The sequence below is a fragment of the Isoptericola croceus genome, from assembly GCF_029382255.1.
Classification (GTDB): domain Bacteria; phylum Actinomycetota; class Actinomycetes; order Actinomycetales; family Cellulomonadaceae; genus Isoptericola; species Isoptericola croceus.
Window position 1 is genome coordinate 423,530 of sequence record NZ_JARLLG010000001.1, and the last position, 22,310, is coordinate 445,839.

A 22,310-nucleotide genomic window follows, 5' to 3' on the forward strand; every position below is an offset into this window, starting at 1 on the left:
ATCCATCAGACCAGGGAGACATCCATGAAGAAGACATCGGTCATCGTGGCAGGCGCGGCGCTGTCCGCCCTCGCGTTCGGCGCACCGGTCGCGGTGGGCGCGGCCGCGGCGTCCGCGCCCCAGCACGTCGAGGTCGCGCAGCACGCGCAGGTGGCGAAGCACGGTGCGCAGCCCACCAGGGCGACGATCGACGCGCTCTTCGGCCAGTGGAACGCGGCGGTCGAGTCCGGTGACCCGGAGGAGGTCGCCGACCTGTACGCCTCGGACGCCGTGCTGCTGCCCACGCTCTCGCCGGAGGTCCGCACGACCCGCGCCGGGATCGTCGACTACTTCGAGCACTTCCTTGCGAAGAACCCGAGCGGGGAGCGGCTCCAGTCGTACGTCACGGTGCTCGACGGGCGCTCGGCGATCGACACCGGCGTGTACCGCTTCACCTTCACGGACGAGGACGGCACGACGACCTTCGCGGACGCGCGCTATACGTTCGTGTACGAGAAGCAGCACGGTCAGTGGCTGATCGTCAACCACCACTCGTCGTTGCTGCCGGACGCCAGCTGATCCGCACGGACAGGCCGCCGGTGGGAGCGTCGTCGAGCACGACGCTCCCACCGGCGTCGGCGACGAGCTGGTGGACGATCGCCAGACCGAGGCCGGAACCCGCCGGGCCGGTGTGGCCGGGACCGCGCCAGAACCGGTCGAACGCCCGGGCCTTCTCGGCGGCCGTCATCCCCGGACCCTCGTCGCGCACCTCGAGCACGACGCCGTCGCCGGCGGCCTGCACGTCGAGCCTGATCGTCGACCCGCGCGGGGAGACGGCCAGCGCGTTCGCGAGCACGTTGTCGAGGACCTGTCCGACCTGCCCGGGGCTCGTCAGGACCACCGGCTGGGCCTGCCAGGCTCCGGTCAGCCGGAAGCGGACACCGCGTTCATCACCCTCGAGGCGCCAGAGGGCGAGCCGCTGCTCGAGCTCCTGCGTCAGGGATGCCGGCACCGCCGAGCCGGTCCGGGCCTCGGAACGGGCGAGCACGAGAAGCCCGTCGACCAGGCGGCTCATCCGGACCACCTCGCGGTTCGCCTGCTCGACGTCCTGGCGGACGTCCACGTCGTCGACGCCGTCAGCGATGTTGTCCAAGGACAGCCGGAGCGCCGTCAGCGGTGTCCGCAGCTGGTGAGAGGCGTCGGCGACGAACACCTGCTGGGCCGCGATCAAGCTCTCCAGGCGCTCGGCACCGGAGTTCAACGCACGCGCCAGGGTCTGCGTCTCCGACGGTCCCGTGACGGGGGTCCGGGCGGTGAGGTCGCCTTCGCTGAGCCTGCTGGCCATCGCGGACAGATCGCCCAACGGCCTGGTCAGCCGGCGTACCGCCCACGCACCGAGGCCGGCCGCCACCGCGAGGATCCCGACGCCGAGCAGGGCCCGCAGCATCCACGTCTCCCAGACCCGGTCGTCGAGCGCGCTGGTCGGGTAGGTGATCTGCACCGCACCGTTCGGCGGCGCAGGGACGGTCACGACCAGCGCGTCGGCGCTCCAGTCCGCCGTGGTGATGCTCCCGCTCCACGCATCGAGGATCTCCACGCTTCCCGGCGTCTCGAGCTCATAGACCTGCATCGTCGTGGCCAGGGAGTCGAGTGAGGCCTCCTCCCCGTGCGCCAGCAGGAGAGCCATCGTCGCGGCGTCCCGGTGGACGGCCGCCTCGGTGTCGTCCCGCAGGTGGGCGCCGACGGGGACCGAGAGGGGCACCTTGAACGCCAGGAGCGCTGCCGCGACCAGGACGACGTAGCTGACGGTCAGCCGCCGGATCATGGCGCGGCCGCCGCGACGACCAGTCGGAACCCGACGCCCCGCACCGCCTCGATGATCAGTGCCCCCGCGAGCTTTCGCCGCAGCGCGGACACGTGGACGTCGAGGGTCTTCGTGGGACCGAACCAGTTCGCGTCCCAGACCGCCTCCATGATCCGTTCTCGCGTCAGGAGCGCACCCGGCTCCTCGGTCAGGAACACGAGCAGCTCGTACTCCTTGCGGGTCAGCGGCACCTCGACCTCGTCGAGAAACACCCGCGCGGCCCTCCGGTCGATCCTGACGCGGCCGTAGCGTCCGGCGTCGTCCGGCCCCTGGCCGCGGTTCACCCTCCGCATCACCGCGCGGATCCGCGCGATCACCTCGCGCACGCCGAACGGCTTGGGGACGTAGTCGTCGGCACCGAGCTCCAGACCCGCCACCCGGTCCACCTCGTCACCGCGCGCACTGATGACGATGATCGGCACGTCGCCTCGTGCCCGCAGCGACCGGCACACGTCCAGCCCGTCGGTGTCCGGCAACCCGAGATCCAGCAGCACGACGTCGACCGGTGGGGCCTGCAGGGCCTCGGCTCCGGTCGCCACCCACTCGACCTGATACCCGTATCGGACCAGCCCGCGCCTCAACGACGTCGCGACCGGTTCGTCGTCGTCCACCAGCAGCACTCGCACACCGAGAACCATAGAGCGCTCCGGACACATGGTTGACTCGCGCACGTTCGCGGCCGAACCGCCGTACCCCTTGACCTGGCTCGCCCGACGGCGAATTGTGAGAAGAGACGGCAGCGCCGTCCGGACGCTGCCCGGAGCACAGGGAGTCCGTCATGTTTGTACGCACCACCGAAGTCCGGGGAGACCCCACCCGGATCGACGACGGCCTGCGGGCCGTCCGCGAGGACGTCTTCCCGGCGGTCACCGAGATGGACGGTTGTATCGGGATGTCGCTGCTGGTCGACCGGGAGTCCGGTCGTTGCGTCGCCACGACCGCATGGCAGTCCGAGGACGCGATGCGGGCGACAGGCGAGGCCGTGCGACCGCTCCGCGACCGGGCGGAGGGCGTCCTGGGCAGCAGGGGCAGCGACATCCGCCACTGGGAGGTCGCCGCGGTCCACCGCGATCACGCCGCGCCGGAGGGCGCCTGCGCGCGCCTCACGTGGCTGAGCTGCGACCCGGCCACGGTGGATCACGCCATCGACCTGTACCGGATGGTCATCCTGCCGCAGATCCAGGAGTGGTCCGGGTTCTGCAGCGCCAGCCTGATGGTCGACCGCGAGGCCGGTCGAATCGTCGGTACCGCCGCCTTCGACAGCCGTGAAGCCCTCGAGGCCACCCGTGATGCCGCCGCAGGCATGCGCGGACGAGTCGTCAGCGAGCTCGGTGCGACGGTCGACGACGTGGAGGAGATGGAGATCGCGTTCGCGCACCTCCATGTGCCGGAGATGGTCTGACGCCAACCAGGCACCTGCCCCGCCGCGAGGTAGCACCCGCCGGGTGCTACCTCGCGGCGGTGGGTCTAGTTCTCGTCCTCGGTCGGCTTGGCGAGACCGGTCTGGATGAGGTTCATGACCGACGAGTCGGCCAGCGTCGTGGCGTCGCCGACCTCACGGTTCTCGGCGACGTCCCGCAGCAGCCGCCGCATGATCTTGCCGGAGCGGGTCTTGGGCAGCTCGGCGACCACGAGGATGCGCTTCGGCTTGGCGATCGGGCCGATCTCCTTGGCGACGTGGTCGCGCAGGGTCTTCTCGATGCGGGCCGACCCCTCGTCCGTCGAGGCCTGGTCGGCGTGCTCGCCGCGCAGGATGACGAACGCGACCACGGCCTGCCCGGACACCTCGTCCGCGGCGCCGACGACGGCAGCCTCCGCCACGAGCTCGTTCGACACCAGGGCGGACTCGATCTCCGTCGTGGACAGCCGGTGCCCCGAGACGTTCATCACGTCGTCGACGCGGCCGAGCAGCCAGATGTCGCCGTCGTCGTCCTTCTTGGCGCCGTCGCCCGCGAAGTAGATGCCGGGGAACCGCGACCAGTAGGTGTCCTTGAACCGCTGCAGGTCGCCCCAGATGCCGCGCAGCATGGACGGCCACGGCTCGGCGAGGACGAGGTAGCCGCCACCGCCGTCCGGCACGGGCCGCGCCTCGTCGTCGACCACGGTGGCGGCGATGCCGGGCAGCGGTACCTGGGCCGAGCCGGGCTTGGCCGCGGTGACCCCGGGCAGCGGGGAGATCATGATGGCGCCGGTCTCCGTCTGCCACCAGGTGTCGACGATGGGGGTCCGGTCGGAGCCGATGACGCGGCGGTACCACATCCATGCCTCGGGGTTGATCGGCTCGCCCACCGAGCCGAGCACGCGCAGGGAGGAGAGGTCGAACTCGGCCGGGATCTCCTCGCCCCACTTCATGCAGGCGCGGATGGCCGTCGGTGCGGTGTAGAAGATCGACACGCCGTACTTCTGGACGATCTCCCACCAGCGCCCGCGGTGCGGGGTGTCCGGGGTGCCCTCGTAGATCACCTGGGTGGCGCCGTTGAGCAGCGGGCCGTAGACGATGTAGGAGTGCCCGGTGACCCAGCCGATGTCGGCGGTGCACCAGTAGACGTCCGACTCGGCCTTGAGGTCGAACACGTTCTTGTGGGTGAACGCGGTCTGGGTGAGGTAGCCGCCGGTGGTGTGCAGGATGCCCTTCGGCTTCCCGGTGGTGCCGGAGGTGTACAGGATGAACAGGGGGTGCTCGGCGTCGACCCAGGCGGGCTCGTGGAACGTGTCGGCGGCCTCGACGGCGTCGTGCCACCACACGTCGCGGCCCTCGGTCCAGGCGACGTCCTGCTCGGTGCGGCGCACGACGACGACGTGCTCGACGGTGGTGGCAGGCTCGCCGTCCTTCGGGGCGATCGCCTCGTCGACGGCGGGCTTCAGCGCGCTGGGCGCACCGCGGCGGTACCCGCCGTCGGCCGTGATGACGAGCTTGGCGCCGGCGTCGGAGATGCGGCTGCGCAGCGCGTCGGCGCTGAACCCGCCGAAGACGACGGAGTGCGCGGCGCCGAGCCGGGCGCACGCGAGCATCGCCACGACCGACTCGACGAGCATCGGCAGGTAGATGACCACGCGGTCACCGGCCGTCACTCCGAGGGCCGCGAGCGCGTTCGCGGCGCGAGACACCTCGCGCTGCAGGTCGGCGTACGTGACGGTGCGGGTGTCGCCCGGCTCGCCCTCGAAGTGGATGGCGACGCGGTCGCCGAGCCCGGCCTCGACGTGGCGGTCCACGGCGTTGTAGGCGGCGTTGAGGGTGCCGTCCGCGAACCACTTCGCGACAGGTGCCTCGGACCAGTCGAGCGTCTGGGTGAAGGGGGTCTTCCAGGTGACGAGCTCGCGGGCCTGCCGGGCCCAGAACTCCACGCGGTCGGTGGCGGCCTCGTCGTACATCGACGCCTGGGCGTTGGCCTGGGCCGCGAACTCGGGGCTTGGTGGGAACGCCCGCGTCTCGTGGAGCAGGTTCTCCAGGCTCGGGCTGGTGGACTGGCTGTCGGTCACTGGGGTTCCTCCGCGTCGTCGCGTTGTGTCCGTGGGGCGTGCCCGGGGGCCGCCTTCTGGGGAGTGTAGACCCGCGCCGCGGTGCAGATCACGCCCGTGGACCAGTATGGTAAGGAGACCTGACTAATATCGCCCAGGGGATTGCCAACGGCGCCTGCGGGCGAGCGGTCGACCCTGTTCGGCGAGCGGTCGGAAGGCCCGATCGAGCGGTCGGGGGCGCTGCTGCCGGCCCGCCTCGGGAGCGCAGCCGAGCCCTCGTCGCACCGTGGTCGGACCGCGGTCCTTTCGCCGCGCGCACTAAACACGCCATGGGCGGCGCCGGGGAGCGTGCGCCCGAGCGCCGTGCTCGCCGGACAGTTCGCGGGTATCAGGCGCCGGTCCTCGCGTTGTCGTGCCGGGTCGAGCCCGCTCGACGAGGTGCGCAGCGAGGCTGCCGGTGGTGTCGTGTGCCGGTATGCGCGATTGATCACACTGTGGTTGATTTGGAGGTTGTCATGGGCAACTAGCCGTGAAGGTGATTGAGGATGGATTTGAAGTATCTCCATGCCTTCGCGGTCTTGCTCGGGTTCTTCATCGTCTCCGCCTCACGCAGATTCCAGTGCGCCGGCCTGATAATCGCCGTCTTCTGCGTTGTGTGATTATTGCGATAATAGGCCTTTCTTGACTGGCATGATCTTGATCGCGTCGGTCCTCGTGGCGACGGCTGAGTGCGCGCGTCGGATCGATTTACCCTCTGGCCGAGCGTCTCCGGGATGATGCGCTTCGGGCGCGACGTGCGTCGGTGGTGCACCGACATTGTCAGCGTTCTTCTTAGTGTACTAAGTCGCCCGTGGTAGTCTCGGGCCGTTCTACAGATGAAGGAGGAATGGTGGAACCTTTGTCGATCGCTGTGGGGTTGTCGGTCGGACTGCTCCTGCTGGCCGCCCTGATGGTCTACATCGCGCATTCGGGGGAGCAGCTGGGCGTGAACTCAGAGATCGGCATCCGGACCCGCCCGACGAAGGCATCGCCGGAGGCGTGGGTCGCCGGCCACCGGGCTGCCTCCGCCTCGCTGACGGCCGGTGGATGGGTCGCTGGGTCCGCCGCTGTGCTGACGATCGTGGCTGGCGTCCTGGTGGAGGACGCCAGCTCGGTCGGGTTCGTGGGCGTGGCGGGATATGTGGCGTCGATCTACTGCCTGGTTGTGACGACGCGCCGAGCGAACAGGGCGGCGCGGGCGGTCTCGTAGCCGTAGCACGGGCGTCGGGCGCAGCGCGACGGGCCGTCGGTCGGCCCTCGTGCCCGAGCGGTTCGGACCGGCTCCCGAGCGGTCCGGCGCGCGAGGGCGGCGCCCGGGAACCTGCCACCGAGCGCCGCTCTCCCCGGACGGTCCGCGGGTAGCAGGCGCGTGGTCCTCGCGTCGTCGTACCGGGTCGAGCCCGCTCGACGGGTCCTCAGCGGACTGTCTGTGCGTGGGTCCCGCGCCCCGTCCGGGTATCCCCATGGAACGCCTCGTCACGGGCGCCCGCAAGAGGAGCGGCGCGTCAGGTCTTGCGCCTCCACCGGCGCCACAGCATCCAGGCGAGCCCTGCCGCCGTGAGCGTTCCCGCCACGGCGAGCACCGGCGTCGGGTGGATCGCGGGACGCAGCGCCACGGGGCGGGTGAACGTGAGCGTGCCCCAGCCGTTCTGTGCGGCGAGCCGGCGCAGACCGCGGTCCGGGTTCACGGCGAACCCGTGCCCGACCGCGGCAAGCATGGGAGCGTCCGTGACGGAGTCGGAGTAGGCGTAGCAGCGCTGCAGGTCGTACCCGCGTGCCGCGGCCAGCTCGGTGATCGCCGTCGCCTTGTTCTCCCCGTAGGCGTAGAAGTCGATCTCGCCCGTGAACCGGCCGTCGGCCACGGCCATCCGCGTCGCCACCACGTGGTCCGCACCGAGCATCGCCGCGATCGGCTCGACCAGCTCGGTGCCCGACGCCGAGACCACCACGACGTCGTGCCCCATCGCGTGGTGCTCCTCGATGAGGTCGACGGCCTCGGCGTAGACGTAGGGGTCGATGTGCTCGTGGAGCGTCTCGGCGACGATCTGCTCGACCTTCGCCACGTCCCAGCCGGTCGCCAGCTCGGACAGGTGCTGGCGCATGCGCTCGGTCTGGTCGGCGTCCGCGCTGCTCGCCATGTACAGGAAGTGCGCGTAGGCGCTGCGCAGCACGTCGCCACGGGTGATGAGCCCCCCGGCGAAGAACGACCGCGAGAACGCCGCCGTCGAGCTCGTCGCGATGATGGTCTTGTCGAGGTCGAAGAACGCGGCGACCCGCTGCCCCGCCCGCGACCGCGGCCGACCACCTGGCGGCGGTGGCGTTCCCGGCGACGAGGAGATCACCCGACAGAGCCTATCCGGACCGGCCGTGACCAGGTTGCCGTGAGCGCGGAGAGCGCCTCGAGGCCGCCCCCAGGCTGCGGCCGTCCACCGCCGTCCCGCGGCGCCGGACGGCGTCTCCCCGGAACGCGCAGGGTGGCGCCATGGACGACGCCACCGACCCGCTCCCGACCGCTCGACCTGCCCGGCCGAGGCCGGCCCGCATGATCGCCGTCGTCGGCGCGTGCGGCGGCGCCGGGACCAGCGTGCTCGCGGCGGCGCTCGCTCGCACGCAGCGTCGTACCAGCGGTGCGACCGCCCTCGTCGACCTCGACGTGCCGGGCGGGGGCCTCGACGTCCTGCTCGGGGCCGAGACCGCGCCGGGCGCCCGCTGGGGCGACCTCGCCGACGCCCGCGGCACCGTGGACGGCACCGGGCTGCTGGCCGCCTTGCCCCGGTGGGGCGCGGTACCGCTGGTGTCCGGCACGCGGCACGAGGCCGAGCGGCCCGCCGACGCCGTCGTCCTCGACGTCACCACCGCCCTCCTGCGCGGCGGGCACCGGGTCGTGCTCGACCTGCCCGGCCCGGCCGGGTGGACGCCGGCCGGGCGGTCGCTCCTCGCGGCTGCTGACGCCGTCGTGCTCGTGGTGCCCCTCACCGCACCTGCCGTGGCCGGGGCGTTCGCCGTCCAGGCCGCGCTGGCCGAGGCCGGAGCCGACGAAGTGCGCCTCGTGGTCCGCCCCGCACCGGGGCGGGTGGACGTCCGGGGGATCGAGCGGGCGCTCGGCCGACCTGTCGTGGCCACCGTCGGCTGGGACGCCCGCCTGGCCGCCGCCGTCGAACGCGGCGAGGGACCGCGCACCGGGCGCCGCACCCCGCTGGGGCGGGCGGCCGCCGCGCTCCTGGAGCCGCTCGGCACGGGCACCGCGCACCGGGCTGTCGCCGCATGAGTAGCGTCGACCCTGCCCTCCTCGACGGCGTGCGGGCACGGCTGGGCGCCGCGGGCACGCCCGGCACGGCCGACCCCCTGGGCGGTCGGGTGCAGCCGGACGACGCAGCCGTGGCGGACGCCCTGCGCGCCAGCGGCCGTGTCCTCGGCTCCGACGCGCTGGTGGACCTCACCCGAGCCGCCCGCGCCGAGCTGACCGGCGCCGGGCCGCTGCAGCCTCTGCTCGAGGAGCCCGGCGTCACCGACGTGCTCGTCAACGGGCCCGACGACGTCTGGGTGGACCGCGGAGACGGTCTGCGCCGCAGCGACGTGCGTCTCGCCGACGCCACCGCGGTCAGGTCGCTCGCGGTCCGCATGGCTGCCGTCGCCGGCGCCCGGCTCGACGACGCGAGCCCCGTGGTGGACGCACGCCTGCCCGACGGCACCCGCCTGCACGCCGCCGTCGAGCCGGTCGCGCCGGCGGGCGCCGTGATCGCGCTGCGCGTGCTGCGGCAGGCCGTCCTCGACCTGCCCGCCCTCACCGCGCGCGGTGCGGTACCGCTCGCCTGGGAACCGCTGCTGGCCGGGCTCGTCCGGGGCCGGGCCAACCTACTCGTCACCGGCGGCACGGGCACCGGCAAGACCACGCTGCTCGCCGCGCTGCTCGGGCTCGTGCCACCCGACGAACGTCTGCTCACCGTGGAGGAGGCCCGCGAGCTGGCGCCGCTCCACCCGCACGTGGTGGCCCTCGCGGCCCGGCGTCCCAACGTGGAGGGCGTGGGCGAGGTCACGCTGACCGACCTCGTCCGCGGTGCGCTGCGGATGCGGCCCGACCGGATCGTGCTCGGCGAGTGCCGTGGTGCCGAGGTCCGCGAGCTCCTGCTGGCCCTGAACACCGGGCACGACGGCGGGATGGCCACCGTGCACGCCAACGCGGCCGAGCACGTCCCGGCACGCCTCGAGGCGCTCGCAGCGCTCGCCGGGATGCCGCGGGCAGCCGTCGCCGCACAGGCTGCCGCAGCGCTCGACGTCGTGCTGCACCTGCGCCGGCGCGGTGGGGTGCGCCACCTCGGCGAGGTCGCGGTGGTGCGTCTCGCCCGTCCGGGCGAGCTCGAGGTCCGGCCAGTGGCGGCCTGGGCCGGCCCCGGTGGTGACGACCCGGTCCCCGGGCCTGGCTTCGACGCGCTGCTGGAGCGGTGGGGGCCGTGCTGAGGACTGCCGTGCCCTGGTGCCTGGCCGCCCCCGGGCGGTGGTCGCGATGCCGATGATCCCGTGGGCGGTCGGGCTGTGCGTGGCCTGTGCGGTGTGGTGCGTCGTGGTACCCGGCGGTCGCCGGGCCACGGCGCTCGCCGCGCGCGGTGCTCGTGCGGACCGGGGCAGCGCGTGGTGGCGTCGGTTCTCCGGCCGACCGGCCCGCGAGCCCGACCGGGTACGGGTCGCCGTGGCGCAGGTCGGGGCGCTGCTGCGCTCGGGCGCGTCGCCCGCCGCGGCGTGGTCCCGGGCGCTCGAGGTGCCCGTGGATGCCGAGGGCATCCCTGACCGGGACGCCCTGGCACGTGCCGTGGGCGGCGCGCGGCCGGCCGGCGCCGTCGTCGCCGCGGCCCGGCTCGCCCGCGAGGTCGGGGCACCGCTCGGCGGGGTGCTGGAGGCGGTGGGCGCCGCCCTCGTCGCGCAGGCCGAGGCGCATGCCGAGCGCGAGGCGTCGCTCGCCGGCCCGCAGGCCACCGCTCGCGTCCTGCTGTGGTTGCCCGCGCTCGGCGTCCTGCTCGGGTCCGCCCTCGGTGCGGAACCGCTCGCGACCGCCACCGACGGCGGTGTCGGCACCGCCGCTGTGCTGCTCGGTGTGCTGGCGCTCCTCGCCGGCAGGGCGTGGACCCGGCGGCTGGTCGCCGCCGCCAGGGCGGCAGGGGACGAGCCGTGAGCCCCGCCGTGGTGGCCGGGGTGGTCGCGCTGCTGGCCCTCGCCGGCCTGTCGCCCTGGCGAGGGGCGGACCGCACTGCGCACCGGCGGATGTCCGGGCTCGCGTCGGCGCGTGACGACGCCACGCCGGAAGGTGGTGCCGCCGGGTGGACCCGGGGGACAGCCTCGCCGGAACGGCTCGACGTGCCGTGTCTGCTCGAGCTCGTCGCCGCGGCCGTCCGGTCCGGGGCCGGCGTGCCGCGGGCGCTGGAGGCGGTGGGTGCCGCCGTCGGCGGGCCGGACGGCCGCGCCCTCGGCCGGACCGCCGCGGCGCTGCGGCTCGGGGCCGACTGGGAGACGGCATGGACCGCCGCCGGCAGCGAGCCCGGACGGCCCCGCGATCCCGGCCGGCCGGGCGAGCCGGTCGGGCAGCGGCGGTGCCCACCGCGGCTCGACGTGCTGCGGCGCTCGCTGCGCGGGGCCTGGGTCGACGGCGCGGCGCCCGGCGAGGCGCTGCGTGCCGCGGCGACGGAGCACCGGCACGACCGCCAGGCCACCGCCCGGACCGCCGCCGCGCGCCTGGCCGTCCGGCTCGTGCTGCCGCTCGGCCTCTGCTACCTGCCGGCCTTCGTGCTCGTCGGGCTCGTGCCCGTGCTGCTCGCGCTCGGCCTGGACCTGATGTCCGGCTGAGCGTGCCGCCCGGCCTCGTGCCGGGCGAACCACCCGGCCGACCGGCCGGTGTGCCATGGACCGGGCGTGGGCCCGGCCGAGAGAGGAGAACACATGACCGTCACCGACCAGGACCTCGCGAGCCCGACGCCCGAGCCGCCCAGCGCCGCCCCGTCCCCTGAGGCGGAGCGGACCGGGGTACGCGACCCCGAGGCCGGGCTGGCGACCGCCGAGTACGCGATCGCCACGATCGCCGCCGTCGGGTTCGCCGGACTGCTCATCCTGGTGCTCCAGAGCGACACCGTCCGCGGGATGCTCGAGTCGATCATCGGCTCGGCGCTCTCGGTGTGAGCGCCCGCGACCGGGCGGAACGTGGGTCCGTGACGGCTGAGCTCGCCGTCGGCATGCCCGTGGTCGTCCTGCTCCTGGTCGCGGTGCTCACGCTCGCGGCCGCGTCCACCGCGCAGATGCGTGCGGCGGACGCGGCCCGGGCAGGCGCCCGACAGGTCGCCGTGAGCGCGGAGCCGTCCGCCGTGCACGCCGCCGTCGCGCAGGTCGCCGGTCCCGACGCCGGTGTCACCGTGACGCGCGACGGCGAGTGGGTACGGGTGGTCGTCACCCGACCGGTGGTGGGCGGCTGGTTCTCCCGCGGCCCGCTCCGAGCCACCGGTGAGGCCGTGGCATGGGTCGAACCATGACGGTCCGGGAGCCGGAGCCGGAGCCCGAGCGCGGTGCGGGCACCGTGCTTGTCCTCGGGCTCGCGGCCGTCGTCGTCCTGCTCTGCACCGCGCTCGCGGCGCTCGGCGCAGCCCAGCAGGCCCGGTCGGTCGCCCGGGCGGCCGCGGACCTGGGGGCGCTCGCGGGTGCGACGGCGCTGCGCTGGGGCCACGACCCGTGCTCGACGGCGGGGCAGGCCGTCGAGCGCAACGACGCCCGGCTGGTGGCCTGCGAGGTCCACGGCAGCGGAGTCGTCTCCGTCACCGCCGCGAGGCCGGCGGTCGGACCGGCGTCGTGGAGCGGTCTCGGGGACGCCGAGGCGAGCGCGCGGGCCGGGCCCCGACCGTCAGCTCGGGTCGATGCCGAACAGCTCGGCGCGCTCGGTGATGAGGCGGGCACGGGCGAGCCGCGGCTTGTCGGACCCGTCGCGGATGACCGAGCCCGACGCCTCGAACTCCGCCAGGAAGTCGAGAGCCCAGGCGACGTCGGCGGGCGCGGGGGACAGGACCTCGTTGACCACCGCGGGCTGCTCGAGGTCGAGGCAGAGCCGGCCGGTCATGCCCATCGCGACGGCGTCGCCGGACTGCTCGCGCAGCAGCGGGTGGCTGGAACCCACCGTCGGGCCGTCGACGGGACCGGGCAGGCCTCCGATACGGCTCGCGGTGACGAGGCGCGAGCGGGGGTAGGCCATCGCCAAGGGCTCGTTGGCGGCCCCGGTGTCACGCCGGTAGTCGCCCGAGCCGAACGCGAGGCGGAACGTGCCGGGCGCGCGGGCGATGCTCACCGCGTCCTCGATCCCCAGCGCCGACTCGACCAGCGGCACGACGGGCAGGTGGCCGCCGAGCCGTTGCACGGTGTCGACCACCTGGTCGGGGCTCTCGGTCTTGGCGAGCATCACGCCGCACAGCCCCTCGGCGTCACGGAACGCTCGGACGTCGTCCGCCCAGGCGTCCGAGCCGCGCTCGTTGATGCGCACCCAGGCGCGCCCGCCGGTGGAGAACCAGTCCAGGACGCCGCGACGCGCCTCGTCCTTGCGGGACTCGTCGACGGCGTCCTCGCAGTCGAGCACGAGCTGGTCCGCCCGGCAGAGCTGTGCGGCGTCGAAGTCGTCCCGGCGCAACGCGTTCAGCAGGAGCCAGGAACGGGAGTGGGCGGGGTCAACGCGTCGCGACTCGCGGGTGCGGCGGAGTGCGGTCAGGTCGTCGGTGGTCACGCATCGATCGTAGGGGCTACGCCTCCGCCACCGAGGTCGAGGTCTCCGACAACGACGGCGCCGCTGAGAGGGAGGAATCCGACGACTCGGCGTCCGGCGCGTGCCGGAGCAGGGCTTCGAGGACCCGCACGGCCGCCGCCTTGTCCAGCGGGGAGTTGTCGTTGCCGCACTTGGGGGACTGGACGCACGACGGGCAACCCGTGGCGCACGGGCACGCCGCGACGGCGTCCCGGGTGGCTCGCAGCCATCGTTCGCCGAGCTCGTAGCCTCGCTCGGCGAACCCCGCACCGCCGGGGTAGGCGTCGTAGACGAAGACCGTCGCCTCACCGGTGTCGGGGTGCTGGGCCGTCGAGACGCCGCCCAGGTCCCAGCGGTCGCACGTGGCGAGCAGCGGCAGCAGCCCGATGGCGGCGTGCTCGGCCGCGTGCAGGGCGCCCGGTGTCGCGTCTGCGTCGACGCCGGCGGCGCGCAGCACGTGGTCCGGTACCGACCACCACACGGCGACGGTGCCGAGCGTCCGGGACGGCAGGTCGAGGGCCTCGGTGTCGAGGACCTGCATGTCCGGGACACGTCGGCGCTGGAAGCTCACGACCTGGCTCGTCACCTCCACCGGTCCGAGGCCCCAGGTGACCGGGCCCCACTCACGACGCTGAGCAGGTCGGGAGCCCTCCGGGGCGGGGTGGTCCGGGTCGCCGGGCTCCTCCAGGGAGATCTCCATGACGTCGCGCGACCAGGTCGCGTGGTCCACGTCCCGCCGGACCACCAGCGCGACGTGGTCGGTCAGGTCCAGGTGGTCGACCACGTAGGTGACACCCTGGTGGACGTACACCGCGCCGTCGTGCACCTGGCCGTCCGCGGACGCGGCGTCGACCGTCCCCAGCAGGCGGCCGGTGGCCCCCTCGACGACCCGGACGGGGCGGCCGCCGGAGCCCCGCAGGTCCGCCATGCCGGCCGCGGGCTGTGCGTGCGTCCAGTACCAGCCGGAGGGTCGGCGCCGGAGCAGCCCCCGGGCGACGAGCACGTCGAGCACGGCGCGGACGCGGTCGGGCTCGCCGAAGCGCGCGAGGTCCTCGGCGCGCAGCGAGACCTCCTGGGCGGCGGCGCACAGCTGTGGGGCGAGCACGTAGGGGTTGCCGGGATCGAACACCGTCGCCTCGAGCGGCGCGTCGAACACCGCCTCGGGATGGGTGACGAGATAGGTGTCCAGCGGGTCCTCGCGGGCGACGAACGCCACCAGCCCGTCCGCCCCCGCGCGCCCGGCACGCCCGGCCTGCTGCCACAGCGACATGCGGGTGCCGGGCCAGCCGGCCATCAGCACCGCGTCGAGGCCGGATATGTCGACCCCGAGCTCGAGCGCGTTGGTCGTGGCGAGACCGAGCAGCTCACCGGTACGGATCGCCTGCTCAAGCTCTCGTCGCTCCTCGGGGAGGTAGCCACCGCGGTACGCCGCGACCCGGCCGGCCAGCTCCGTCGAGATCGGTCGCAGGTGGTCACGGACCTGCTGGGCGACGGACTCCGCCCCACGTCGGGATCGGGTGAAGGCGAGCGTGCGGGCACCATGGGCGGCGAGGTCGGCGAGCAGGTCGGCCACCTCGGCGGTCGCGGACCGGCGCGGGTGCTCGGCCGCCCCCTCGGTGGTCAGGACGGCGTCGGACTCGTTCGCCACGGGGTCGAGGGGGTCGGGGAGCAGCCAGGGATCGTCAGCCCGGTCGCCGCCCGTCGCCCGGCCGGCGGACCGTTCGAAGGCAGGGCCGGTGACCTCGGGCGGTTGCCACAGCGCGATGGTGCGGCGTCCGGCGGGCGAACCGTCCGTCGTGACCTCGGTGACGTCGTCGCGCCCCGTGCCGAGGAGGCGGGCGACGCTCACGGCGGGTTCGGCCGTCGTCGCGCTCGCCACGACGAACGTCGGTGCCGTGGCCCCGTAGTGCTCCGCGAGGCGGGTGAGGCGTCGCAGCACCAGCGCGACATGGGCGCCGAAGACGCCGCGGTAGGCGTGGCCCTCGTCGACGACGACGTAGCGCAGCCCGCGCAGCAGCCGGGACCAGCGGCGGTGGCCGGGGAGCAGGGCGAAGTGCAGGAAGTCGGGGTTGGTGAGCACGACGTCGGCGTGGTCCTGCACCCACCGGCGCTCGTCGGTCGGTGTGTCCCCGTCGCACGTGGTGGCCCGGACGTCGCGGGTGCCCGCGGCGTCCAGCAGCCGGTCCAGCGCGGTGAGCTGGTCGGCGGCCAGGGCCTTGGTGGGCGACAGGTACAGGACGGTGCCGCGACGCACGGTGGACTCGATCCGGCCCTGCGCGTCCTGTGCTGCCGTGCGGTCCGCGCGGACCGCGGTGAGGGCGGGCAGCCAGAAGGCCAGCGACTTGCCGGACCCGGTCGAGCTCGCCAGCGCGACGTGCTCGCCCCGCCAGGCGGCGTCGGCGGTGGTCACCTGGTGCGTCCACGGGCGCTCGACCCCGAGTGCCCGGTAGCCCGCCACGAGCCGGGGGTCGGCCCAGGACGGCCAGTCGGCGTGCACGGCGGCACGGGCCGGGAAGGTGCGGACGTGCCGGAGCCGGTCGGCGCGAGCGCCCCGGGCCGTGAGCACGTCGAGGAGCGGGTGGTCGGCGGACGGGGGGTGGGGTGCCACGCCGACAGTCTCGCACCAGGATTTCACCCGATGCGCCTATCACAGATAGGTGCAGCTCGCAGCGCGTAACCGCTAGGGTATTGGCGAACCCCATCAGCCCGGCAAAGGCGATCTGTCACATGTTGTCGCCCTTGCCCGAACTAGCACGCTGATGGAAACGCTCTCATCAGCATGCCGGGCGCGGGCCGGGCAGTCACTCGACAGAAGAAGGACCACCATGCGCAAGCTCTCGACGGCCGCACTCGCCGCCGCTCTCGTGATCGCCCCGGCCTCGCTGGCGTGGGCCGGCGGCTCGGACGCCCCCACGCCCTACACGGTGACGGCGGAGGGCATTGCCCTCCCCAAGGGTGTGACGTTCCAGCCAGACGACCACATCAACGTCGAGGGCAACCTCGGGGCGGCGAACCTGCACCTGGAGGCCAAGTACGGCGACGCGGACAACGTCGAGTGGTCCAATCGTCCGTTCGATCCCGAGAACCCCAAGGGCAAGTACATCTACTCCAGCTTCATCCCGTGGAGCGCGTTGGGCTTCGACGCGCAAGCGTTGTGTGTTACATGGGTCCAGGTCAACGGTTACAACGAGCACTTCGGCGAAGGCAAGGGGAAGCCCGATCCTGTGGGCCACGGCTGCGAGCCCGCAGGGTCCGAGCCCACGGAGCCCACGCCGACGGACGAGCCCACGGAGAACCCGGCCGAGCCCACGGAGGAGCCGACCGGACCCGCGACGCCGACCGAGTCGACGCCCCCGACCGACCCCGAGGAGGCGGAAGAGGACGAGAACGAGAACACCACGACCTCCGAGACGCCCACCGAAACGGGGGACACCGACGACTCGACGGTCGGCCGTCCGCAGTGGGTGGCGGTGACGCCGGACGTCGAGGAGCCCGTCGATGCTGCGGGTGAGGAGTCGGTCGAGGCGGTCCGTGCACAGTCCGCTGCCGAGCTTCCCCGGACGGGCGCGACCGTCGCCGGTGCGCTCGCCGCGGCCGGCGCCCTCGTGCTCGCCGGCACGGGCGCCCTGCTGGTGCGCCGCCGTCGGGCCTCCTGACGTCGATCGCACGGCCTGAGCGGGCGGCGGCCTGACGGCCGCTGCGGAAGAGCCCTCGAGCATCGAGCTCGGGGGCTCTTCGTGTCCCTCGAGAAGCACGCTGGGCATATGGTCTGATATGGCATGACAAAGCAGGAATGACGCTTCGGAGAGGTCCGAAAGGTTGGCCCGTTCTTTGATGAAGAGGATGGAGCCGCCTGATGAGAGTCCTGTGAAGAAAAGCGCCCGGGGCTGTTATCTGTTCGTGATCATCGTTCCCTGGTTGTCATGCCCACCACCAGAACCCGGCGGCTCGCTGCTGCCCTCGCGGCGACGACCGCGGTCACCCTCGCGCCGCTCGCCGGCGCACCGGCGAGCGCCACGGACGTGTCGGCCGCCCCCGCGGCGAGCGCCACCATGAGCACTGCGCCGAGCACTGCCGTCGGTCCCGTCGAGGCCGCACCGCGCAGCACGGTCCGCTGGGTCAAGGCCGACCGGCCCAAGGTCACGGTGAAGCGCGACCGGTCGAGCAGGACCGTCGCCCGGCCTGGCGCTGGCACCCGGCTGACGGTCCTCGAGCGCCGTACCAGGCTGCTGAAGGTCCGGCTGCCGAGCGGCAAGGTCGGCTGGGTCGGCAAGCGTGCGGTGACCGCCACCCCGCTGAGGAAGGTCGGCGGCAAGCGGTTCACGGCGCAGCGCGTCCCGGTGACCCGGCAGGTCCGTGGGGCGTCCCGCACCGTGGCGCGCGCGGCGCTGGGCACGAAGGTCACCAAGCTCGCCCGGACCACGGGCCGTGACGTCAACCGCGTCAAGGTCCGGCTGCCAAGCGGCAAGACGGGCTGGGTGTCCGCCAACAAGCTCCGTACGCGGGACGTGTGGGGCCAGCTCGCGCAGTGCGAGTCCGGTGGCCGCCCCGGCATCTCCACGGGCAACGGCTACTACGGCATGTACCAGTTCAGGGCCAGCACGTGGCGGTCCGTCGGTGGGTCCGGCCTGCCGCACCGCCACAGCGCCAAGGAGCAGACCAAGCGCGCACAGATCCTCCAGGCACGCGCCGGGTGGGGCCAGTGGCCGCACTGCACCCGCAAGCTCGGGCTGCGCTGACCAGGTTCAGCGCAGCGTCACCCGACGAGGACCGCGCCCATTGCGCGGGTCAGGTACCAGGGGTCGACGACGGCGGTCAGCTCGCGGGCGGAGTGCATCGACAAGATGGGCACGCCGACGTCCACGACCCGGATCCCCAGGCGGGTCGCCGTGATCGGCCCGATCGTGGACCCGCACGGGATGGCGTTGTTGGAGACGAACTCCTGGGTGGGCACCCCGGCGGCCTCGCAGGCCGCGTGCCAGAGTGCGGCCCCCGGGGCGTCGGTGCTGTAGCGCTGGTTGGCGTTGATCTTGAGGATCGGGCCGCCGCCGGCCCGCGGGAGGTTGGCGGGGTCGTGCCGCTCCGGGTAGTTGGGGTGCACGGCGTGGCCCACGTCGGAGGAGACGCACACCGACGCGGCCAGGGCCCGACGGCGGTCCTCGTCGCCCGCCCCGAGCGCGCGCGAGACGCGGCCCAGCACGTCCTCGAGGAACGGTCCGGCGGCGCCCGAGCGCGACTCCGAGCCGATCTCCTCGTGGTCGAAGGCCGCCACCACGGCGATCCCCGTCAGGGCGTCCACCTCGGCGTCCAGCAGGGCGGTGAGGGCGGCGTGGGTGGAGAGCAGGTTGTCCAGACGGCCCGACGCCCACAGGTCCTCGCGCGCGCCGAACGCCCGCGGTGCCTGCGTGTCGGCGACCACGACGTCGTACCCGACGATGTCCGCCGGGTCCAGCGGGCCGCTGCCCCGGCTGCCGGGCACACCTGACTCGGCGCGCGCCGCGAGCTCGGCCAGGACGTCCGCCTCGGAGACGTCACCGAGGCCGATGACGGGCTGGGTGTGACGCTGCTTGTCGAGCGTGAGGCCGTCGTTGACCTGGCGGTCGAGGTGGATCGCGAGCTGCGGGATCCGGGCGAACGGCCCGGTGCGCACCAGGCGCTCGGTCCCGTCGCGGGTCACGACGCGTCCGGCGAGCTCCAGCTCCCGGTCGAGCCACGAGTTGAGCAGCGGGCCGCCGTACACCTCGACACCGGCCTGCACCCAGCCGTCACGTCCGGTGGTGGGTCTCGGCTTGAGCTTGAAGCCGGGGGAGTCGGTGTGGGTGCCGAGCACGGTGAAGGGCGTGGTGGTCCCGGCCGACGGCGGCACCACGAAGGCGGTGGCCGATCCGTCCCGCACGACGACGTAGCGTCCGCCCGGCACGACCTCCCAGGCGTCGGTCTCGATCAGGCGGACGAAGCCGGCGCCCTCGGCGCGGCGGGCCAGCTCGGCCACGGCGTGGTACGACGACGGCGCTGCGGTGACGAAGGAGCCGAGGTCCTCGGTGTGCGTCCGGGCGGCGTGGGGGACTGCGGGAGCCATGCCCGCATCCTGTCACGCGTGCTGCCGGTGTGGCCGCTCACCCGAGATGGGTGGCGAGCGCTGTCAGGGCGTCCGGCCCGACGGGCTCGCCGGCGAGCAGGGGCACCTCGTCGAGAGGAAGATGCCCGAGCCCGGCGCGCAGGGTATCGAGGTGCTCGGCCTCCGCCGCGTGCCGGGCGGCCAGGAGGTCCCCGGCGTCGGTGGGAGACCGCTTGTTGACGACCAGCCCGCCCACGTCGACGCCGAGCCCGGTGAGCGTGCCGGCCAGCTCGACCGTCTCGAGCACGGGCAGCCGCTCGGCGGCGAGCACGATGACGAACGTGCAGGTCTCGTGGTCGGTGAGGACCTCACGCAGCCGCGCGAAGCGCTCTCGGCGGCGCGTCAGCACGGAGCGGATCTCGGCGTCGCGCCGGGCGGTGGTCTCGCCGCGCCCACCGAGCATCTGGGCGGCGGCGCCCAGCCGGTCGGACCGGTCGCGGCGGCGCAGCAGCCCGTCGGTCCAGGCGCCCATGGTCTCCGGCAGGGAGAGCAGCCGGGCGGTGTGCCCGGAAGGCGCCGTGTCGAGGACGACCAGGTCGTAGTCGGCGGTGCCGGTCTCGACCAGGTCGGCGACCCGCTCCAGGATCGCCGCCTCGTGCATGCCGGGGGCGTCGCGGGCCAGGTCGAGGTGCCGGTCGACCTCGCCACCGAGATGCTCCGGCATGAGCCGGCGCAGGGTGGCGCGCACCGCGGACAGGTGTGCCGCCGTCGTCCGCTCCGGGTCCACCTCGACCCCGTCGAGGTGACCTCCACCCGGGGTGTCCGCGAGACGCACGACGTCGTCCCCCACCGTGCGTCCCCACAGGTGGCCGAGGTTGTGGGCGGGATCGGTGGACACGACCAGCACCCGCCGGCCTGTCCGGGCCTGGGCGAGCGCCACCGCGGAGGCGATCGAGGTCTTGCCCACGCCGCCCTTGCCGCCCAGGAAGACGACCCGCCGACCGGCAGCGAGGTCTAGCAGCACGACACGTGCTCCAGGGGCGAGCGGTCCAGGCCGAGCCGGGTGTGCCACTCGTGCACACGGTCGGCCACGAGCGGGAGCATCTCGACGGTGTAGTAGGACGCGGGGTTGGGCACCCCGAGCGCCTCGGCGAGCACGACCAGCGTGAACAGGTCGTCCTCGTCGCGCCGGGCGCGAGCCATCGTGCGCCGGTAGGGCGCCTCGTAGAACTCGCGCAGCCCGGCGGACAGGGAGGTCAGGGCGCTCAGGGTGCCGCCCATCAGGCGTCCCGCGCGGGACCTGCCGTGCCGCCCGTCCCGGCGCCGACGGAGCCGCTGGGTACCGGCTCGTCGGTCTCCGGGTCGAACGTGCCCTTGCGCGCGGCGTTCATCGCGGTGGTGGCCTCGACGGCCACCCAGAGGGAAGCGATGAGGATGATGACGTCGAGCACCAGCAGCAGCCAGTTCTGGTCGGCCCAGAACGTGCCGAGCTGCACCACGAGCGCATAGATCGACATCGCCAGGACGAAGACCAGCGGGATGAGGACCGGCACGGGGTTGCGCTTCTTGCGCAGCAGGATGACGGCCACGACGGCGAGCGTGAGCGACGCCAGCAGCTGGTTCGTCGTGCCGAAGAGCGGCCAGATGAGCAGGCCGCCGTCGCCGTCACCGCCCGAGCTGAAGACGAGCGCCATCGCGACCACGAGCACGACGAGCGTGCCGACGGCCTTGTTGACCCGGATGCCCGCCAGCTCGCCGGCCTCCTGGACGACGAACCGTTGCAGGCGCACGCCGGTGTCCATCGTGGTCGCGGCGAACAGCACGGCCATCGTCGCCAGGATGGTCGCCGACAGCGACGCGGGGATGCCGAGGCCCGCGTTGACGATCGCGGCACCGCCGTCGACGAACGCACCGACGCCGTTGACGGCGAACGAAGCGTAGACCGTCTCCCAGTCCGCCAGGGTCCGGAAGCCCGCCGTCGTGGCGATGATCGCGCCGAGCGCCAGCATGCCCTCGCCCACCGCGCCGAAGTAGCCGACGAACCGGCCGTCGGTCTCCTTGTCGAGCTGCTTGGAGGACGTGCCGGACGAGACCATGCCGTGGAAGCCCGAGATCGCGCCGCAGGCGATGGTCACGAAGAGCAGCGGGACCAGGCTCGGCGTGTCCGCCGGGACGTTCTCGTTGAACGCGGGGGCGACGATCGTCGGGCTCGAGAACAGCACCGCGCCGTAGAGGATGCCCAGCCCGATGAAGAGCTGGACGCCGTTGATGTAGTCACGCGGCTGCAGCAGGACCCACACGGGCAGCAGGGAGGCGATGCCGGCGTAGACGAACAGGGTCACGATCCAGAACGTCGCCGGCGACATGCCCAGGATCTGGTCGGGCAGGACGATCGGGAACCGGTCGCCGACGAGGATGAGCGAGTAGAGGGCGACGACGCCGATGACCGTGGTGACCAGCAGGTTGATCTTCCAGCGGTAGATCATCTGGCCGATGATCAGCGCCACGGCGATCGCACCCCACACCGGGATGACCGCGGACGGGGTCGCGATGAGCAGGTTCTTGATGACCACGGCGAACGCGGCGATCACCATGAGCAGCAGCAGGAAGATCACCACGAGGAACAGTGCCCGGCCGCGCGCGCCGATGTACCGCCCCGAGAGCATCCCCATCGACCGGCCCCGGTTGCGCACCGACGCCCACAGGGCGCCCATGTCGTGCATCCCGGCGAAGAAGACCGTGCCGATCGTCACCCACAGGAACGCCGGCAGCCAGCCCCAGACGACGGCGATGGCGGGTCCGACGATCGGCGCGGCACCCGCCACGGAGGTGAAATGGTGGCCCCAGAGCACGAACTTGTTGGTCGGCACGTAGTCGACGCCGTCGCGCATCGCGTGGGACGGCGTCCGGAAGCTCTCGTCGAGCCGGTAGATCCGGCTGGCCAGGAACTTCGAGTAGAGGAAGTACCCGGCGAGGACCATGGCGAGGCCCACCACCATCAGCACCAAGGAGTTCACGATGTGCTCCGTTCCAGTCGTCGTTGACCTTGTGCCGGGGAGTCTACGGCCGCTCGTGGATGCTCAGGGCACATGTCGGCTCGTGACAGCCGTCACACGTGAGTAGACTCACGCGCATCCCGCCGTCAACGG

At 73.3% G+C, this 22,310-nt stretch carries 21 protein-coding genes and 1 pseudogene; 12 read left to right on the top strand and 10 right to left on the bottom strand.

The annotated features are described in order from the left end of the window. The first annotated feature begins 24 nt into the window (after nt 1–24). Nucleotides 25–558, top strand: coding sequence for an SgcJ/EcaC family oxidoreductase (locus PZC42_RS01960; RefSeq protein WP_277207846.1), 534 nt, complete (start codon nt 25–27; stop codon nt 556–558). Here the strand turns inward: PZC42_RS01960 and PZC42_RS01965 are convergent. Next, nucleotides 521–1,804, bottom strand: a complete 1,284-nt coding sequence (locus tag PZC42_RS01965; RefSeq protein WP_277207848.1) for a sensor histidine kinase — start codon at nt 1,802–1,804, stop codon at nt 521–523. The two genes, PZC42_RS01960 and PZC42_RS01965, sit on opposite strands and share 38 nt — an antisense overlap. After that, complete coding sequence (locus tag PZC42_RS01970; protein ID WP_277207850.1) at nt 1,801–2,469, bottom strand: response regulator transcription factor; 669 nt, start codon at nt 2,467–2,469, stop codon at nt 1,801–1,803. The genes PZC42_RS01965 and PZC42_RS01970 overlap by 4 nt, the downstream gene beginning before the upstream one ends. A gap of 152 nt (nt 2,470–2,621) precedes the next feature. Between PZC42_RS01970 and PZC42_RS01975 the strand changes: the two genes are divergently transcribed. Then, nucleotides 2,622–3,245 carry an antibiotic biosynthesis monooxygenase gene (locus PZC42_RS01975; RefSeq protein WP_277207851.1) on the top strand — a complete coding sequence of 208 codons (624 nt, stop codon included), beginning with the start codon at nt 2,622–2,624 and terminating at the stop codon, nt 3,243–3,245. Between the two features lie 65 nt (nt 3,246–3,310). Here the strand turns inward: PZC42_RS01975 and acs are convergent, their stop codons facing one another. Beyond that, nucleotides 3,311–5,323, bottom strand: a complete 2,013-nt coding sequence (acs, locus tag PZC42_RS01980) for an acetate--CoA ligase (protein WP_277207853.1) — start codon at nt 5,321–5,323, stop codon at nt 3,311–3,313. Between the two features lie 868 nt (nt 5,324–6,191). Between acs and PZC42_RS01985 the strand changes: the two genes are divergently transcribed. Further along, nucleotides 6,192–6,551, top strand: a complete 360-nt coding sequence (locus PZC42_RS01985; protein WP_277207855.1) for an SdpI family protein — start codon at nt 6,192–6,194, stop codon at nt 6,549–6,551. Between the two features lie 295 nt (nt 6,552–6,846). Here the strand turns inward: PZC42_RS01985 and PZC42_RS01990 are convergent, their stop codons facing one another. Further along, nucleotides 6,847–7,680, bottom strand: a complete 834-nt coding sequence (locus PZC42_RS01990) for an HAD family hydrolase (RefSeq protein WP_438802917.1) — start codon at nt 7,678–7,680, stop codon at nt 6,847–6,849. Nucleotides 7,681–7,823: 143 nt separating this feature from the next. Between PZC42_RS01990 and ssd the strand changes: the two genes are divergently transcribed. The 7 genes and pseudogenes from ssd to PZC42_RS02025 form a co-directional block, all read left to right on the top strand. Next, a complete protein-coding gene (ssd, locus tag PZC42_RS01995; RefSeq protein WP_277207859.1) occupies nt 7,824–8,609 on the top strand; it encodes a septum site-determining protein Ssd in 786 nt (261 codons plus the stop codon). Beyond that, on the top strand, nt 8,606–9,799 hold the full coding sequence (locus PZC42_RS02000; RefSeq protein ID WP_277207861.1) for a TadA family conjugal transfer-associated ATPase: 1,194 nt from the start codon (nt 8,606–8,608) through the stop codon (nt 9,797–9,799). Before ssd ends, PZC42_RS02000 begins: the two co-directional genes overlap by 4 nt. Before the next feature lie 16 nt (nt 9,800–9,815). After that, nucleotides 9,816–10,508 (top strand): hypothetical protein, encoded by a 693-nt coding sequence (locus PZC42_RS02005; protein WP_277207863.1) that lies wholly within the window; start codon nt 9,816–9,818, stop codon nt 10,506–10,508. Continuing rightward, on the top strand, nt 10,505–11,176 hold the full coding sequence (locus tag PZC42_RS02010; RefSeq protein WP_277207866.1) for a type II secretion system F family protein: 672 nt from the start codon (nt 10,505–10,507) through the stop codon (nt 11,174–11,176). Before PZC42_RS02005 ends, PZC42_RS02010 begins: the two co-directional genes overlap by 4 nt. 93 nt (nt 11,177–11,269) lie before the next feature. Further along, nucleotides 11,270–11,506: a DUF4244 domain-containing protein gene (locus PZC42_RS02015; protein ID WP_277207867.1), complete on the top strand. Its 237-nt coding sequence runs from the start codon at nt 11,270–11,272 to the stop codon at nt 11,504–11,506. Nucleotides 11,507–11,535: 29 nt separating this feature from the next. After that, nucleotides 11,536–11,853 carry a TadE family type IV pilus minor pilin gene (locus PZC42_RS02020; RefSeq protein ID WP_277207870.1) on the top strand — a complete coding sequence of 106 codons (318 nt, stop codon included), beginning with the start codon at nt 11,536–11,538 and terminating at the stop codon, nt 11,851–11,853. Next, nucleotides 11,850–12,200: pseudogene (locus tag PZC42_RS02025) on the top strand (Rv3654c family TadE-like protein); the annotation flags it as partial. The gene PZC42_RS02020 and the pseudogene PZC42_RS02025, both read left to right, overlap by 4 nt. An 18-nt stretch (nt 12,201–12,218) precedes the next feature. Here PZC42_RS02025 and PZC42_RS02030 read toward each other — a convergent pair. Both PZC42_RS02030 and PZC42_RS02035 read right to left on the bottom strand, forming a co-directional pair. After that, nucleotides 12,219–13,085, bottom strand: a complete 867-nt coding sequence (locus tag PZC42_RS02030) for an HpcH/HpaI aldolase/citrate lyase family protein (protein ID WP_438802887.1) — start codon at nt 13,083–13,085, stop codon at nt 12,219–12,221. Between the two features lie 16 nt (nt 13,086–13,101). Continuing rightward, on the bottom strand, nt 13,102–15,711 hold the full coding sequence (locus tag PZC42_RS02035) for a DEAD/DEAH box helicase (RefSeq protein ID WP_277207873.1): 2,610 nt from the start codon (nt 15,709–15,711) through the stop codon (nt 13,102–13,104). Nucleotides 15,712–15,928: 217 nt separating this feature from the next. Between PZC42_RS02035 and PZC42_RS02040 the strand changes: the two genes are divergently transcribed. Then, nucleotides 15,929–16,759 carry an LPXTG cell wall anchor domain-containing protein gene (locus PZC42_RS02040; RefSeq protein ID WP_277207875.1) on the top strand — a complete coding sequence of 277 codons (831 nt, stop codon included), beginning with the start codon at nt 15,929–15,931 and terminating at the stop codon, nt 16,757–16,759. Between the two features lie 267 nt (nt 16,760–17,026). Beyond that, complete coding sequence (locus PZC42_RS02045) at nt 17,027–17,842, top strand: transglycosylase family protein (RefSeq protein WP_277207877.1); 816 nt, start codon at nt 17,027–17,029, stop codon at nt 17,840–17,842. 17 nt (nt 17,843–17,859) lie between these two features. On the opposite strand, the gene PZC42_RS02050 is transcribed toward PZC42_RS02045, so the two are convergent. Genes PZC42_RS02050 through PZC42_RS02065 form a run of 4 tightly spaced genes read right to left on the bottom strand, consistent with a single transcriptional unit; the run spans nt 17,860 to nt 22,178 of the window. Beyond that, entirely contained in the window at nt 17,860–19,182 is a 1,323-nt protein-coding gene (locus PZC42_RS02050; protein WP_277207879.1) for a M18 family aminopeptidase, read from the bottom strand. 37 nt (nt 19,183–19,219) lie between these two features. Then, complete coding sequence (locus PZC42_RS02055; protein ID WP_277207881.1) at nt 19,220–20,185, bottom strand: ArsA family ATPase; 966 nt, start codon at nt 20,183–20,185, stop codon at nt 19,220–19,222. After that, nucleotides 20,176–20,442, bottom strand: coding sequence for a cory-CC-star protein (locus tag PZC42_RS02060; protein ID WP_277207883.1), 267 nt, complete (start codon nt 20,440–20,442; stop codon nt 20,176–20,178). Before PZC42_RS02060 ends, PZC42_RS02055 begins: the two co-directional genes overlap by 10 nt. After that, nucleotides 20,442–22,178, bottom strand: a complete 1,737-nt coding sequence (locus PZC42_RS02065; protein WP_277207885.1) for a carbon starvation CstA family protein — start codon at nt 22,176–22,178, stop codon at nt 20,442–20,444. Before PZC42_RS02065 ends, PZC42_RS02060 begins: the two co-directional genes overlap by 1 nt. Nucleotides 22,179–22,310: the final 132 nt, after the last annotated feature.